The organism is Roseivirga seohaensis subsp. aquiponti, from assembly GCF_001267955.1.
In the GTDB taxonomy this organism is placed as follows: Bacteria; Bacteroidota; Bacteroidia; order Cytophagales; family Cyclobacteriaceae; genus Roseivirga; species Roseivirga seohaensis.
Window position 1 is genome coordinate 64,258 of the sequence record NZ_JSVA01000012.1, and the last position, 14,100, is coordinate 78,357.

The 14,100-nt window shown below is 39.8% G+C and carries 16 protein-coding genes; 8 read left to right on the forward strand and 8 right to left on the reverse strand.

The genetic code is table 11. The annotated features are described in order from the left end of the window. Positions 1–199 precede the first annotated feature (199 nt). Entirely contained in the window at positions 200–679 is a 480-nt protein-coding gene (locus tag OB69_RS11885) for a hypothetical protein (RefSeq protein ID WP_053223960.1), read from the forward strand. Positions 680–859: 180 nt separating this feature from the next. On the opposite strand, the gene OB69_RS11890 is transcribed toward OB69_RS11885, so the two are convergent. The 5 genes from OB69_RS11890 to OB69_RS11905 form a co-directional block, all read right to left on the reverse strand. Beyond that, on the reverse strand, positions 860–1,468 hold the full coding sequence (locus OB69_RS11890; protein ID WP_053223961.1) for an alpha-ketoglutarate-dependent dioxygenase AlkB family protein: 609 nt from the start codon (positions 1,466–1,468) through the stop codon (positions 860–862). Between the two features lie 84 nt (positions 1,469–1,552). Further along, on the reverse strand, positions 1,553–2,464 hold the full coding sequence (locus OB69_RS11895) for a mechanosensitive ion channel family protein (protein WP_053223962.1): 912 nt from the start codon (positions 2,462–2,464) through the stop codon (positions 1,553–1,555). Positions 2,465–2,506: 42 nt separating this feature from the next. Then, positions 2,507–2,929, reverse strand: coding sequence for an arsenate reductase family protein (locus tag OB69_RS11900; RefSeq protein WP_053223963.1), 423 nt, complete (start codon positions 2,927–2,929; stop codon positions 2,507–2,509). Between the two features lie 100 nt (positions 2,930–3,029). After that, positions 3,030–3,194 (reverse strand): DUF1328 domain-containing protein, encoded by a 165-nt coding sequence (locus OB69_RS18240; protein WP_071387084.1) that lies wholly within the window; start codon positions 3,192–3,194, stop codon positions 3,030–3,032. A gap of 171 nt (positions 3,195–3,365) precedes the next feature. Next, positions 3,366–4,538 carry a lipoprotein N-acyltransferase Lnb domain-containing protein gene (locus OB69_RS11905; RefSeq protein WP_053223964.1) on the reverse strand — a complete coding sequence of 391 codons (1,173 nt, stop codon included), beginning with the start codon at positions 4,536–4,538 and terminating at the stop codon, positions 3,366–3,368. A gap of 97 nt (positions 4,539–4,635) precedes the next feature. On the opposite strand from OB69_RS11905, the gene OB69_RS11910 reads away from it, so the two are divergent. Further along, positions 4,636–5,658 (forward strand): SPASM domain-containing protein, encoded by a 1,023-nt coding sequence (locus OB69_RS11910; protein WP_053223965.1) that lies wholly within the window; start codon positions 4,636–4,638, stop codon positions 5,656–5,658. Here the strand turns inward: OB69_RS11910 and OB69_RS18480 are convergent. The 3 genes from OB69_RS18480 to OB69_RS11920 all read right to left on the reverse strand — a co-directional run bounded on the left by OB69_RS18480 (position 5,655) and on the right by OB69_RS11920 (position 8,489). Then, positions 5,655–5,828, reverse strand: a complete 174-nt coding sequence (locus OB69_RS18480; RefSeq protein ID WP_082338171.1) for a FeoB-associated Cys-rich membrane protein — start codon at positions 5,826–5,828, stop codon at positions 5,655–5,657. The genes OB69_RS11910 and OB69_RS18480 overlap by 4 nt on opposite strands. 352 nt (positions 5,829–6,180) lie before the next feature. Then, positions 6,181–8,124, reverse strand: coding sequence for a M23/M56 family metallopeptidase (locus OB69_RS11915; RefSeq protein ID WP_053223966.1), 1,944 nt, complete (start codon positions 8,122–8,124; stop codon positions 6,181–6,183). Further along, complete coding sequence (locus OB69_RS11920; protein ID WP_053223967.1) at positions 8,121–8,489, reverse strand: BlaI/MecI/CopY family transcriptional regulator; 369 nt, start codon at positions 8,487–8,489, stop codon at positions 8,121–8,123. The genes OB69_RS11915 and OB69_RS11920 overlap by 4 nt, the downstream gene beginning before the upstream one ends. 125 nt (positions 8,490–8,614) lie before the next feature. Between OB69_RS11920 and OB69_RS11925 the strand changes: the two genes are divergently transcribed. The 6 genes from OB69_RS11925 to OB69_RS11950 are packed head-to-tail and all read left to right on the forward strand — an operon-like array spanning position 8,615 to position 14,097. Next, a complete protein-coding gene (locus tag OB69_RS11925; protein ID WP_053223968.1) occupies positions 8,615–9,769 on the forward strand; it encodes a GlmU family protein in 1,155 nt (384 codons plus the stop codon). A 2-nt stretch (positions 9,770–9,771) separates the two neighbouring features. After that, a complete protein-coding gene (locus OB69_RS11930) occupies positions 9,772–10,902 on the forward strand; it encodes a DNA polymerase III subunit (RefSeq protein ID WP_053223969.1) in 1,131 nt (376 codons plus the stop codon). A 1-nt stretch (position 10,903) separates the two neighbouring features. After that, positions 10,904–11,371: an ATP-dependent zinc protease family protein gene (locus OB69_RS11935; protein ID WP_053223970.1), complete on the forward strand. Its 468-nt coding sequence runs from the start codon at positions 10,904–10,906 to the stop codon at positions 11,369–11,371. Positions 11,372–11,389: 18 nt separating this feature from the next. Continuing rightward, positions 11,390–12,298 carry a 30S ribosomal protein S6--L-glutamate ligase gene (gene rimK, locus OB69_RS11940; protein ID WP_053223971.1) on the forward strand — a complete coding sequence of 303 codons (909 nt, stop codon included), beginning with the start codon at positions 11,390–11,392 and terminating at the stop codon, positions 12,296–12,298. Further along, the gene (hemC, locus tag OB69_RS11945) at positions 12,299–13,228 is read left to right on the forward strand and encodes a hydroxymethylbilane synthase (RefSeq protein WP_053223972.1); all 930 of its coding nucleotides are present in this window, start codon (positions 12,299–12,301) and stop codon (positions 13,226–13,228) included. Next, complete coding sequence (locus OB69_RS11950) at positions 13,225–14,097, forward strand: peptidylprolyl isomerase (protein WP_053223973.1); 873 nt, start codon at positions 13,225–13,227, stop codon at positions 14,095–14,097. The genes hemC and OB69_RS11950 overlap by 4 nt, the downstream gene beginning before the upstream one ends. Positions 14,098–14,100 lie beyond the last annotated feature (3 nt).

Below are 14,100 nucleotides of genomic sequence, written 5' to 3' on the forward strand. Positions count from 1 at the left end.
GACCTTCGGTACCGACCGATTGCATCAGGAGCTACTCTAAGGTCAGACCTGAAATGATAACAGCTTTCCATTTTATGGACATTATAGGGGTTAATTTTGTTGTAAAGGAATAGCTAGAGAGAGTAGTTATTGAAATTACCTTAATTTGAGATTCATTATAAGCCTTATATTATTGACCCAATATTAGATTTTTTGAATAATGAATGATAAAAGAATTGCTGAATTACTTAAGGCTATTGCAGATCAATTTAAGACAAAGCTTGAAAATTATTCTGATAGTGCCCCGTTGGTGCTAATTGATGAAAGCATCATTCAAAGTGAGAGGCTAAATTTATTGTTTAAAATAAGTAAAGCTGCTTCTGTTTCTGTTTTGAATACCAATGTAAAACTTAGTCTGACTATTTCCGATTTTGAATCTTCAGCATTTACCATAAGCATGCACAATGGAATTTTTAGGGTGTTCGAAAAAAAGAGATATATCACTGCGGGAGATAGTGATAATAAGTTTGCTAAATATTGGATTTATGAATTGGAAAAGAATCAGGTTTCTGGACTCACATCTTTTCGTCTCGCTGTTCAAAGTAATGTGTTTAGCCTAGATATAAGAACTCCTCATTTGAATAATATAGAAAAGGTTTTGTTAATTCTCTTAACTTTTTCTAGAGCCCAAATAGAATGAGTAATGTGTCAAAGTATCTGGCTTTTCTTTTCTAAGAGTTCAGCGCAGGATAGTAAACAAATTGCAAATGGAAGAATTCTCATCTTTTTTGGGGTACGGTCTGACCTTCGGTACCGACCGATCACAATGGGGCTCTTCTAAGGTCGGCACCGAAGGTCAGACCTGAATATCAATTTTAACTTACCTCTCTATCGTTCTGAAAGTCAAATTCACCCTTGGGGCATTTACTTTTTTGGTGGGAGGCAAACGATGAAGCCAATGGCTTTGGGTAGCATCTTTCATCACTAAGAGACTGCCGTGTTCTAAGAAAATATCAACCTTCTCTTTGGTTTCTTTGTGCTTAAAAGCGAATTTTCTTTCCGCCCCAAAACTCACCGAAGCAATTGCTCCATTTTTCTTCAAGTCCTTTTCGCCATCGCTGTGCCAAGCCATTCCTTCTTCGCCTGTGTGGTATAAATTGAGCAAACAAGAGTTGAATTTTTCACCCGTTTTTCCTTCTACTATAGCTTTTAAGCTTAGAAGTTCAGGTGTCCAAAGCAGGGCTTTTTTGGTGACGTTGGAATAACTGTATTCGTAGGGTTGGTCGGCATACCAAGCTACTTTGCGTTTGGTAATGTAATGCTTACCAAAAATAACGGCTTCATCGTTTCTCCATTCAATTGTATCGTAGAGTTTTCTGAAATAGAAGTTGGCGTCTTCTTCAGAAACTAATTTTCCATAATAGTTAACCGTACCTTCTTTGGGCAACCAGTTTTTGGTTTCGTCTATTTCTTCAGGAAAGAGGTTCATTTCCCTAATTTAGGTATTCGGTTTTTATTGAATGTGAAAACCTGCTGATTTTAGTTTTAACAAATGAATTGAAAAAGGGATAGGCTAGACTATTTCAGGGTTAGGTTTTGGTTTAATGTTCGCGTCATTCCGAACAGAAACAGGAATAGGCTGACCTTCTTGGTAAATTTTAAGTTCAATAATATCCGCAGGCATATTGAAGCCAGCTTCTGATAAACGCAATAATACCTGATGCATTACCACACTTTTGAGCTGTAAAGACGAGCCTGTAAAATCATAAGTGTTAATCCAAAAGTAGGTTTTTAAGTTGATGGTGCTGGTTCCAAAATCATTGATAATTACAAAAGGCTCAACCCCTTCAGCTTTGGTGATATTTGCCATATTGTTTAATTCATCTATAATTACTCTAATGGCTTCGGCAATATTATCTCCATAATCAAGCCCAATTATAAAGTCATAACGCATTAGGCCATCGCGGGTAAAGTTGGTTAAGGGGCTCTTGATAAGCATTGAATTTGGAATAAATACGTCTCGGCCATCGAAAGTGCGGACATGTGTATTTCTGAAGTTCAGCGCTCTGGCTTTGCCTGTAATATCTGTTACCTGAATTACATCGCCAATGCTAAAAGGGCGACTGAAGGCTAAAAAGAAGCCGGCCAAAAAATTCTCTCCTATATCTTTAAATGCCAAGCCGATAATCAATGCAGAAACACCTGCGCCTGCCAGCAAACCACCAGCCGCTTGGCCCAAGCCAATTTGATTTAAAAACATGACTATACCGATAATCAGGAAAATCAAAAAAATGAGCCTTCCAATAAAATTAGAAAGTAGCTGATCATTAATGCGCACCATGATTCTCTTCTTAACCAATCGAGAAATGAGCACAGCCAAGCCCCACATTATAAACAAGAGCACTAGGCCTAAAACAATTGAAGGACTTTTGTCAAGTATGGTTTCCCAAAACTCTTGAAAAGAAGAAATAAAACGATCTTTCATTGCGAGAGATGATCAGAATTAATTTGGTTCAAAGAGAAAGAATTAATCACGTTTGGGTGATTCATATATGTTTCCGCTTTTGCTTTTTATGCCTTCAATCTCAATTCCTTTGTTCACAAAGTCATAAGCAGAGTGCACAAAAAAGACAGTGTTATTCAGCATTGCAATTGGCGTTTTCAGTATTTCTGGGTGTTGCTTTACGATTTTCATCATTTCTTCATTCGAAAAGCGCTGATCCTTAATCTCATTTAAATAAGCGTCTGATTTTTTATCTATTAAATCAAGAATCTGTAATCCCATATCGTTTGCTACTTGGTTCAGCTGTGTTTCGGTCAGTGGGTTTTTATCTATGTTTCTTTCGTTCACGGTATATTTTTGAACGGCACTTGCATAGCCTAGTACTTTTGTGTCATGCGACTTTCGACCATTATAAATAAGAAGAATTTCGTTTTCCTGTGGTTTCATAATAATAAGTTAAAAAGTGGAGAAGAATTCGGGATGTTAATTCAGAACGGTTTCTGAATTTTCAGAAACCGTTCTATCTAATCTATATAAAGAGTAGTGCCTATCGTCCACTGGTGACTCCTCTTAAAAGAGAGACAACAAGCAGTACCACGAAAATGAAGAATACAATTTTAGCCAAAGAAGCAGCACCAGCGGCAATGCCTCCAAAACCTAAAATACCTGCAATAATTGCTATAACTAAGAATGTGATTGTCCAACGTAACATATCTGTGGGGTTTTAGTGATTAATTGATTTCACTCCCACTAGTAGCAAAACTGTGCCAAGCCAATTTTCAGCAAAAAATCAGGTTTTTATTGAATTTAATGAGACGTTAAGACCCAGCTTGTAGAGATGTCTCCACAACAAGGTGTTTGAAAATGAGATGCTTAGTGCAGGCTATGCCAAACCCTTTACCCATAAAAAGGCATACCGCACAGCTAAGAGTAACATGATTGGTAGTAAGGCAATGGAAAATACTTGTAGTTGGAAAACCCAAATAAAGGTCATTCCAATTAAAAGAATAAACAGAAAGCGGACATAGCCTCTAGTCCATACAGGTGCATTTTTTTTCACTACATAGAAAGCCACAATAAGGTTAGGGGCAAAAGCCCAAAGCAAGTTTAGGTTTTTGGCCGTAGCGGTATGGTCTGTAGCAAACCAAAGCAAGGCTACAACTACCCCGACTAAACCTGTTAAGAATAGAATGGTGAAATCTAAATATCGTGCCCTTGTGTTTTGGAGCGTGTCTTTGTAAGTGAATACTACAACAACGAGCAATAGGATTGAAAATATCATCCAAGGCGAAATGGTTTCTCGGTGTGTCTCGTAATAATCCGATTCGAAAAGCTTATTGGTTGCTTTTACTGCCGGAACTTCCTCCCCATCTCTGGTGATCGTAGCATTGGCATAAGCCTGCATAACGTAATCGGGCAAAAACATATGCTCTGCTGCAGTGGCATTTACATCAATTACAGCTCCTAAGGCAAGGTCAATTCCAAAATCCCACCAAGGAAAGTTGAAGGTGTTTTCTTGAATTAGGTCTCGAAAGGTTTTTTCTTCTGTAAGGTGGCTGTTATTAAATGTAAGCTTGTCGCCTAACACATCACCCACCACATCACGTAATTTGGTAGCACAGTTATCGTAGAAGAAATCGTATAAATAATAACTGTTTTCGGGAATGGCATTGTTTTCTAAGAATTCGAAAATCTCTTGCTTCTCGGCTTGAGTCAGACTTAAAACCTGTTCGGTTATCCAACGGTTTTGAGCTTGGTAGTTCCCTAGAAAACGATTGAAGTCCTGAATTGAAAGTTTATAATTGAGTTTTCCCTGTGCAAATTTCAAGTAGAAACCATCTTCAAAAGAATCAAATGTTCCATAATTATAAACCCTGTCAATACTCAAATAAGGGTCTTGAACTCTAATTGCACCATGCCCAAAGCTGTCATATAAATTTTCACCTGGCCCAATGGTAATAATACTAATTTCAGCTTGGCCAGAAAGTCCTGGAAACTGTGCCTTCGCGCTGAAAACAAAAAGGAGCAAACTGAAAAAAAGTACAAACCGCTTCATTCGTAATTAGATTGTGTTGTACGAAGATAAAGAGACTTATTTGATTAAAAACCCTTAAGGGTTTTGAAAGTGAACTTTGCCAACCTAATTTGACGCAATGAACAGAAATTTCACCGATGGACTTAATTATGCGTCAAAACTGACGCCCCTTCGGCTGTGGAATATGTTTCAATTGGTGGGTAGTTATTGGCTTTCTAAAATCACCAAAAAGGCAAGTCATTCTGGAATGCCTACCAGCATTAGCTTAGAGCCGACCACTTCCTGCAATTTACGTTGCCCCGAATGTCCTAGTGGAATGCGCAGTTTTTCTCGAGATACGGGAATGCTCACTGACGAAATTTTTCAGAAAACCATTGATGAACTGGCGCCAAGGCTCACTTATCTTATTTTCTACTTTCAGGGCGAACCTTATTTAAACGCCAGTTTTTTAGATCACGTAAAGTATGCTTCGCGAAAGAAAATCTATACGGCTACTTCGACCAATGCACATTACCTCCACGATAAAAATGCGAAGGCCACAGTTGAATCAGGTTTAGACCGACTTATTATTTCCATTGATGGTACCACACAAGAAACCTATGAGCAATACCGCGTTGGCGGAAAACTGGAAAAGGTAATTGAAGGCACAAAGAATATTATCCGTTGGAAGAAGGAACTGAAGAGTAAAACCCCACATGTCATTTTTCAATATTTGGTGGTAAAGCCAAATCAGCATCAGTTAGATGATGTACAAAAGCTGGCCAAAGAATTGGGTGTGGGCGAAGTGGCTTTTAAAACCGCACAGATTTATGATTACGAAAACGGTTCAGAGCTTATTCCAACTATAGAAAAGTATGCACGTTACCGCCAAACGGCCAATGGAAAATGGGAGATCAAAAACCGATTACTCAACCATTGTTGGAAAATGTGGCACTCCTGCGTAATCACTTGGGACGGAAAAGTAGTGCCCTGCTGTTTCGATAAAGACGCCCATTACCAATTGGGCAGCATGCAGGCCGAAAGTTTTCAGCAGGTTTGGAAAGGAAAAGCCTATCAGAGTTTCCGTCAGGCACTGATTAAATCCAGAAGTGAAATTGAAATGTGTAAGAATTGTTCAGAAGGAACCAGGGTTTGGGCTTAATTCTTTAAATGCTCAGGCATTTTAAAGTCCATCTTTTTCACCTCTTTAGAAATATCACAAGAGCCACAGCCTTTCGGGCAACCGCTTTCGGACTTGTATTGATTATAAAAGTGTCTTCCAATAAAGATTAGCGCTACTAAAAAAACTATACCGACAATTACCTCTTGCATTTCGCTGAACTTTTGAAGGGTTAACCCAAAACTCGCTGGCGAAGTTCGGTTTTATTTAGAATTATTCCAAATAAAGTAGATGCCTATTGATACCTCTTTTGTTCCTTTCTATGAAGCCTCTGAGTCAGAATGAAAAGCAGTGTGCATACAATTAAAACTGGTAGTGAATACTCCATCGGGATGGACTCTCCTCAAAATGACTGTAGTAGAAATGATTTATTTCCTGTCCTGACTCCGAGACTTTGGAGGAAAGATCTAAAGTTTCAAAAAGACACTTAATTTCAAGGCTATACATAAATAAAGCCCCAATTCAGTGAGGCTTTATGTTGTGGATTTGAATTTATATAGGTTTTTAAAAATCTAGCTTGGCGAGTGAGGCCTTGGTTGTTTTCTCCCATTCTGCTTTTTGTTGTGCCGCTCTTATTTTATCTTTTTCATATTTCTCGTTGGTGGTCAAGTCTAATTGATATGTGTAGATTTTCTCTTTTTTGGCATTACGATATAGGTTACTCTTAGAGTAATGAGAAAAATCCGAAGCCTTGTAATTGCTCATAACAGAATTGTCTACTTTTTTGCCATCGATCCAAATTCCATAAATGGTGGAGTCACTCCAATTGTCTACAATTTCTTGTGTTGGCTGACTTTTTTCAAAATATGGGAGTGGTGATAAAGTAAGAGACTTTAAAGCTTGGGTTTGCTCAACAGATAGGTTTGCCATGTCTTTAATAATAGGCTTCTCATTCTTCCTTATGAATATGGCTTTATTGTCATCATAGATAACTTTTTCGTATTCAAACCCAGAGCCCAAGCTTACATCGTAATGCTCTTCTTCTACAGCATAGACTGCTACATTTTTTGGGTCTCTTGATTTTTGTTCCAGGATTAAGATGGCTGGACGAGTTGGTGTATCAGAAGTCGCCTTATAATAATCTTTCGGGTCGACCTTTTCGCCATTTTTGATTACCTCATAATGAAGATGCGGGCCTGTACTGTGGCCTGTGTTGCCAACTTTTCCAATCAGCTGTCCTTTTTCTACTTTATCACCCACCTGAACGTCCATTTCGCTAAGCTGTGCATACAGGCTTTGGTATTGTTCGTCATGCTTAATTTGAATGTAATTGCCATAACCACCCTTCAGAGATTCTACCTTTTCTACTGTTCCTGAGGCGGTAGCAATTACTGGCGTTCCTGTTTTGGCTGAAAAATCTACTCCTTTATGCATTTTGTCTTTTTTGGTCACAGGGTCTTTACGCATGCCATAAGTGGAAGTGGTGCGTAGGTATTTATAATCCCCTAAAGGATGTAGCTCTGGTTTGTTCTCTTGAAAAATGGAATTTTCAATGGTGGAAATAAGCTCGCTAGCGTTGTTACCAATGGCTTCTGCCTTAATTTTTAAACTGAAGCAAAGCGTGGTCACTGCCAATAACGGCAGCAAAATAGCCGCACGAACCAGAGCAGCCATTTTAGTGGTTTGTTGTGTCATCATTTTGAATCTTTTTTTAGTTAATGAATAATTTGAAAGGCAGGCCAAGTTCATTTCATTGCTGTGGTTGCGGTTGGTAAACTTGAGCAACAGACGCTGATAAGTGGCGATGTCATTAAACTTGCCAAGCACCATCGCATCTGCTAAATACTCGTGGTTCAGCCGAATGGCTTTGGCATAGAAATAATACATTGGATTGAACCAGAACAGCACTTGAAGCAACTCTACCAATAGAATGTCTAATGAATGTCGTTGCAGCGCATGACCAAGCTCATGTGCTAAAAGTTGTTCCCTCAAAGCTTCCTTTTTATAGTCTTCATTATACATGAAAATGAATTTTAGGAAGTTATGAGGAATTGTGGGTTGCCGAAGAAGCACCACTTTAGCCGATTTGTACGGAATGCGAGTGTTGTTTTTAGCCTTAGTAAAGAGTCTGCGAATATTCCTTCCGAAACGAATTAGCAGAACAAAGGCAATTACCAAATAAAGCCCACCAATTGCCCAAGCTGAATAGTTGGTGTTCGTTTTAGGTTTTGCTTCGGTGACTTCCGGTGGGCTAACAGCTTCTAGAGTTACCGCCTGCTCATTGGCTACTACTTCGTAAAGTGTTTCCGAAATCATTTCTCCGGTTGGAATCATGATTTTATCCGAACTGATTTCTAGGTTCAACCAAGGGGTGGTCAATGAGAAAATCAAAGCGAAAAGGAGGTAAAACCTTTTTACTCGGTGCAGCGCAGTTTGCTCTAAAACCAGTTTATAAATGCCAAAGAGCACCAATAAGCATAAGAAGATTTCGAATAGACCCGCAATCATTGTTTCTTCTTTATCTGTTCGTCAATCATTTTTTTAAGGTCTTCCAATTCTTCTGTGCTCAAATCAGTTTCGTTAGTAAAAAACGAGGCAAACTGAGTGCTCGAATCATTAAAGAAATCCTTAATTAATCCTTTGAGGTGCTGCGAAAAATATTCGCTTTTACGCACCAGCGGATAGTATTCTCGTGAGTTTCCAAAAAGTTTGTAATCCACAAAACCCTTGTCTTTCATTCTTTTTAAGAGCGTAGCTACTGTAGTGGTAGCAGGCTTTGGTTCAGGAAACTCAGTGAGTAAATCTTTCATGAAGGCTTTTTTTAGCTTCCATAAATAATTCATCAGTTGTTCTTCGCTTTTCGATAAATTCATGCTCTACTTCTTTAGAGTGTATTCTACAAATGTAGAGTATTAAATTTAATTTCCAAATTCTTTCTAAGTGCGAGATAAAATCACAGAATTGATACTTAATCGAAAGCCTTTTATATTTTTGCTACATGCACATTAATCTTTTCGATCCGCCCCAAATCAGGGAGAATCTTCTTCCTTTTACTTTTACCAGACCAGTGGCCTGCATTCGTGTTGGAATTTTAACCATTGGCGAAAAATGGGAGAAATATGGTTTTCATGTTGGTTTCGAAACCCAAGATTACTTGGGAAAGAAGTTTGAGGCCTTGCCAACAAACGTAAAAGTGAATGGCGCGTTGTGTCCGTCAAAAGAATTATCTGAAGCAATTTTAGCCTTAACAGCAAATACAAAACTGGTGTCGGGAGATACCGTTTTAGCAGTTTCAGGAAATGGCTCGGAAGAAGTAAGTTATGAGGGCACCTTTAGAATGATCAACCAGCCTTGGGAGATTTTTCAATTCAACAAAGAACAGATTGAAGCGGATTTTTCGCTCATCACCAAAGGCCGAACTTCTCAGCCCATCATCGATCCGCATACGGTGGTGTATGGAAAGGAAAATGTGTTTTTGGAAGAGGGCGCTACAATTCGGGCAGCCATTATTAATGCTGAAAACGGCCCTGTGTATATCGGTAAGAATGCGCATGTGCACGAAGGAGCGATTATTAGCGGAGCCTTTGCTTTGTGTGAAGGAGCGCATGTAAATATGGGTGCAAAAATAAAAGGAGATAGCACGGTAGGTCCTCATTCTAAAGTGGGGGGTGAGGTAAGCAATTCAGTTATTTTTGGTTTCAGCAACAAAGGACACGATGGTTTTTTGGGCAATTCAGTGATTGGCGAATGGTGTAACCTAGGTGCCGATACCAACACTTCTAACCTAAAAAATAACTACGCACCTGTTAAGCTTTGGAACTACACCAGCGAACGTTTTGTGCAAACAGGCTTACAGTTTTGTGGGCTGATGATGGGCGACCATGCCAAGTGCGGTATTAATACTATGTTTAATACAGGTACAGTGGTGGGCGTAGGGTCGAATATATTTGGCGCTGGCTTTCCAAAAAACTTTATTCCTTCTTTCTCTTGGGGTGGGTCTTCTGGTTTAATTACCTTCCAACCAAGAAAGTTTTATGAAGTAGCCGAAGCGGTAATGCAGCGCAGAGGAATGGCTTTTGATGATACCGAAAAAGAGATCATCGACCGAATTTTTGAAATTACCACCCAATACAGAACTTGGGATAAAAAATAAACATGCGTTTTCAAGACATACCCGGTTTAGACGAAGTTAAGAATAAGCTCATTGAGGCCGTTAAGGTAGATCATGTGGCGCATGCACAGCTCTTTTTAGGCGCTGAAGGCTCGGCAAATTTGCCTATGGCGCTGGCTTTTGCTACCTATTTAAACTGTGAAAACAAACAGGAGAATGATGCCTGCGGAGAGTGTTCGTCTTGCACAAAACAGTCAAAACACATTCACCCCGATGTTCACTTTGTTTTTCCAACTGCGGCAACCCCTAAAATTAAAAGGGAAGACGCTACCAGTGAAAAATTCCTGAAAGAATGGAGGGAATACCTTCTAAAATCACCTTACGGAAACGTAAGCGATTGGAGCTTTCACTTTGGTTGGGAAAACAAGCAGTTGCTTATTCCCCGTCAGGAAAGTAGAAATATTATTACCAACCTTTCGCTTAAGGCTTTTGAGGGCAGATATAAGGTAATGCTCATTTGGTTGCCTGAGCTAATGAATAGCAATGCGGCCAACGGAATTTTGAAAGTATTAGAAGAACCGCCAGAGAAAACTATTTTCTTGATGGTGTCGAATGATGAGAATAAGCTGCTTACCACCATTCGTTCTAGGGTTCAGTTAATGAAAATCCCTTCTTTTACCGATGAGAACATTCTTTCCACAGTAAGTAAAGCGGAAGGCGTGAGTACTGAACGCGCCCAAGAAATCACCTATTTGGCCGAAGGAAATATGCGCGAGGCGTTGCACTTGGTGCAAGGCGGACAAGATGCAATGGGTGTGCAGTTTAAGCAGTGGATGCGTCTGTGTTTTACTTATGATTTTCAGGCTTTGGTAAAAATGGCCGATGAATTTCAGAGTGGTGGAAAGGAGTTTCAGAAAGGGCTGCTCAATACCGGAAGTAAAGTAATGCGCGATACCCTGATTCACCAATACGGAGTTAGTGAACTGGAAAGAATTCCAGATACAGAAAAGGATTTTGTAGCCAACTTTGGTAAGGTATTCAATGCAGAAAAAATAACAGAAGTGGTGCCTAAAATCGAAGAGGCCAACTATCATATAGAGCGGAATGCTAACCCTAAGATTCTCTTTCTTGATTTATCTCTGGCGATTGCACAAATTGCACGTTCTAAAAAGTAGAATGTCGAAACCATTACAGCTAATAGGAAGGCAAGATTTCATCAATCTGCCAGAATTCGGATTGAAAGATGTAAACGCTAAAATTGACACTGGCGCTTACACTTCGTCTATTAACTGTTCAAAAGTAAAACTAACCAAGGTGGAAGGTGTGCCAACACTTACCTTTCAATTATCGGCCAATAAGATTCATGAAAAAAAGGCCAGAAAGTTTTCGACCACTAATTTTAAGAAGAAGAAAATTCGGAGCTCAAATGGAGTAACCGAAGAACGTTTTATTATCAAAACAACGGTAGTACTAATGAAGAGGCGCATTAATGCAGAGTTCTCTTTATCAGACCGGAGCAAGATGAAATTCCCTATACTTTTAGGCCGAAAGTTGCTCACGAATCGTTTTATTGTGGATGTAAGTCAAAAGGATCTTTCCCTTAAGATGACACCCAAAAGTATCAAGGCCGAAAGTGCCGAATAATCTAAAAACCAAGAAAAAATGAAGATTGCAGTGCTCTCTCGAAATTCAGCCCTTTACAGTACAAAGCGGTTGGTAGAAGCGATTGAAACCAGGGGGCATGAAGCCGTCATATTGGACCATCTAAAATGCGACCTCGTTATTGAAGATGCTGGCCCAGCAGTATATTATATGGGAGAAAGAGTGGAAGGTATTGATGCCGTAATTCCTAGAATAGGTGCTTCAGTTACCTTTTACGGAACAGCCACAGTTCGTCAGTTCGAAATGATGGGCGTTTTTAGCACTACCGATTCTCAGGCCATAGTTCGTTCTAGAGATAAACTAAGGTCGATGCAGATTTTAGCAGGAGCTGGTTTGCCAATGCCACGCACAGCCTTTACCAATTATTCTAAAGAAGAAAAATCTTTGATAGAGCACGTAGGCGGAGCACCCGTAATTATTAAATTATTAGAAGGAACTCAAGGTTTGGGCGTTGTTTTGGCCGAAACCCGAAAAGCCGCACAGTCGGTAATTGAGGCTTTTCATGGCTTAAAAGCACGAATTTTAGTGCAAGAATTTATTAAAGAAGCCAAAGCTACCGACATACGCGTTTTCGTTGTGAATGGCAAAGTAGTAGGCGCCATGCGCAGAAGAGGAATGGAGGGCGAGTTTCGTTCTAACCTTCACCGTGGCGGTTCGGCCGAGGTAATTAAACTCTCAAGGCAAGAGAGATCGGTTGCGGTAAAAGCAGCCAACGCAATGGGACTTTCCGTAGCAGGTGTTGATATGCTACCATCATCAAGAGGGCCATTGGTTTTAGAAGTAAATTCTTCGCCAGGTTTAGAAGGAATAGAAAAGGCAACAGGAGTAGATATTGCAGGAACCATCGTTGAGTTTATTGAGAACAATCAGCCTAAGAAAAGAGGATCGAAAGCAAAATTGAACGCTTAAATGAAAATTAGAATAGGAACACGAGGTAGTAAGTTGGCCCTATGGCAAGCTTATTTTGTGGAAGATAAGCTGGTAGCGGCTGGTGTAAAAACTGAAATTGTTAAAATAGAAACCAAAGGAGATAAAATCTTAGATGTTTCAATTTCCAAGATTGGAAGCAAAGGGGTTTTTACCGAGGAAATAGAAGAGCAATTGGCCAATGGAGCGATTGACATTGCCGTGCATAGCGCCAAAGACATGCAGTCTACCCTTCCTGATGGCTTCGAACTCATTTCGTTTTCAGAACGCGAATTGGCCAATGATGTACTGATTAGTGATAATAAGGAAGCTTCACTTAATAATAAAAATCTAGTAGTCGGTACTTCTTCCAATAGAAGAATTGCCACGTTAAAACACTTTTATCCTCATATCAAAACCGTTCCAGTTCGGGGCAATCTTCAAACCAGAATAATGCGAATGGAAGAAGGAGCCTGCGATGCTTTATTGCTCGCATATGCGGGAGTACACAGAATGGGCTACGATGACAAAATTGTTCAAAAGCTAAATTTAACAGAGTTTACGCCCGCTGTAGGGCAAGGCTCTGTAGCCATTGAAGTACACAAAGGATTGAGTAAAGCCAAGAAAGATTTAGTTAGAAAAGCACTGAACCATGAACCTACTGAGGTGTGCCTTTTGGCTGAGCGATCGTTCTTAAAAACCATGGATGGAGGCTGTTCAATTCCGGTATTCGGTTTGGCTCAAATCAAAGATGACAGCCTTCAAATGACTGGAGGAATTACCAGTTTGGATGGCAAAGAAATGATTCGTAAAGTGTTCATTGGTAAGCTAAAGGATGCCAAATCAATAGGCAAAAAACTTGCCGAAGAAGTATTATCTTCGGGCGGAGATCGCATATTAAAATCCATAAAAACCGAATTATCAAACCAATGAAAAAGTATATACAGTTGGCCATAATGGCCTTGCTAATTGCAGTTGTCGCTTCATGCGGAGGCTCAGGCGAAGAAAAAGTAAAGGGCAATGATTATTTGGTGACTATCAAAACCGACATGGGCGAAATGAAGGCCATTCTTTATGATGAAACCCCAAAGCACAAAGAGAACTTTCTTAAACTGGCCAAAGAAGGCTTTTTCGATAGCCTTTTGTTTCACAGAGTAATGACTGGCTTTATGATTCAGGGTGGTGACCCAAATTCAAAAGATGCCGAACCAGGAGCTCGTTTAGGCTCTGGAGGCCCGGGGTATACCATTCCTGCAGAATTTGTAAAGAGCTTCTTCCATAAAAAGGGGGCATTATCTGCTGCCAGACAGCCAGATTATGTAAACCCAGAAAAAGCATCGAGCGGAAGCCAGTTTTTCATAGTTCAAGGTAGAGTGTTTACAGAACAAGAAACAGGTATGGACATGCAGGCTTTGTCGCAATCCATATCTACTTTAAGAAGAACTGATCCAGACAACCCTTTGAATAAAGAATTGGAAGATTCTTTTAATGAAGGAGGGGATGAAACCTTTAGGGTTAAGGCAATGGAACTGGCAGACAAATTAAGTGAGGCTACTGGAATCATGATTAAAATGCCAGCAGAAAGAGTAGAGGCTTATACTACTGTAGGAGGCTACCCTCCGTTGGATGAGGAATATACAGTTTTTGGTCAGGTAATTCAGGGCTTAGAAGTGATTGATGCTATTACCACGGTTGGGGTAGACCCAAACAACAGGCCTTTTGAAGATGTGCGTATGTATATCTCGGTAGAAGAAATGCCAAAAGAAGAAATCGTAAAAAAATACGGCCCAGTTTATCAATAATTA

Excerpts from the sequence above, each read along its gene's own strand:
- OB69_RS11950 (WP_053223973.1), top strand. The coding sequence starts at position 13,225 with ATGAAAAAGTATATACAGTTGGCCATAATGGCCTTGCTAATTGCAGTT.
- OB69_RS11910 (WP_053223965.1), top strand. The coding sequence starts at position 4,636 with ATGAACAGAAATTTCACCGATGGACTTAATTATGCGTCAAAACTGACG.
- OB69_RS11905 (WP_053223964.1), bottom strand. The coding sequence starts at position 4,538 with ATGAAGCGGTTTGTACTTTTTTTCAGTTTGCTCCTTTTTGTTTTCAGC.
- OB69_RS11900 (WP_053223963.1), bottom strand. The coding sequence starts at position 2,929 with ATGAAACCACAGGAAAACGAAATTCTTCTTATTTATAATGGTCGAAAG.
- OB69_RS11920 (WP_053223967.1), bottom strand. The coding sequence starts at position 8,489 with ATGAATTTATCGAAAAGCGAAGAACAACTGATGAATTATTTATGGAAG.
- OB69_RS11885 (WP_053223960.1), top strand. The coding sequence starts at position 200 with ATGAATGATAAAAGAATTGCTGAATTACTTAAGGCTATTGCAGATCAA.
- OB69_RS11935 (WP_053223970.1), top strand. The coding sequence starts at position 10,904 with ATGTCGAAACCATTACAGCTAATAGGAAGGCAAGATTTCATCAATCTG.
- OB69_RS11915 (WP_053223966.1), bottom strand. The coding sequence starts at position 8,124 with ATGATTGCGGGTCTATTCGAAATCTTCTTATGCTTATTGGTGCTCTTT.
- OB69_RS11925 (WP_053223968.1), top strand. The coding sequence starts at position 8,615 with ATGCACATTAATCTTTTCGATCCGCCCCAAATCAGGGAGAATCTTCTT.
- OB69_RS11890 (WP_053223961.1), bottom strand. The coding sequence starts at position 1,468 with ATGAACCTCTTTCCTGAAGAAATAGACGAAACCAAAAACTGGTTGCCC.
- OB69_RS11895 (WP_053223962.1), bottom strand. The coding sequence starts at position 2,464 with ATGAAAGATCGTTTTATTTCTTCTTTTCAAGAGTTTTGGGAAACCATA.
- OB69_RS11930 (WP_053223969.1), top strand. The coding sequence starts at position 9,772 with ATGCGTTTTCAAGACATACCCGGTTTAGACGAAGTTAAGAATAAGCTC.
- rimK (WP_053223971.1), top strand. The coding sequence starts at position 11,390 with ATGAAGATTGCAGTGCTCTCTCGAAATTCAGCCCTTTACAGTACAAAG.
- OB69_RS18240 (WP_071387084.1), bottom strand. The coding sequence starts at position 3,194 with ATGTTACGTTGGACAATCACATTCTTAGTTATAGCAATTATTGCAGGT.
- OB69_RS18480 (WP_082338171.1), bottom strand. The coding sequence starts at position 5,828 with ATGCAAGAGGTAATTGTCGGTATAGTTTTTTTAGTAGCGCTAATCTTT.
- hemC (WP_053223972.1), top strand. The coding sequence starts at position 12,299 with ATGAAAATTAGAATAGGAACACGAGGTAGTAAGTTGGCCCTATGGCAA.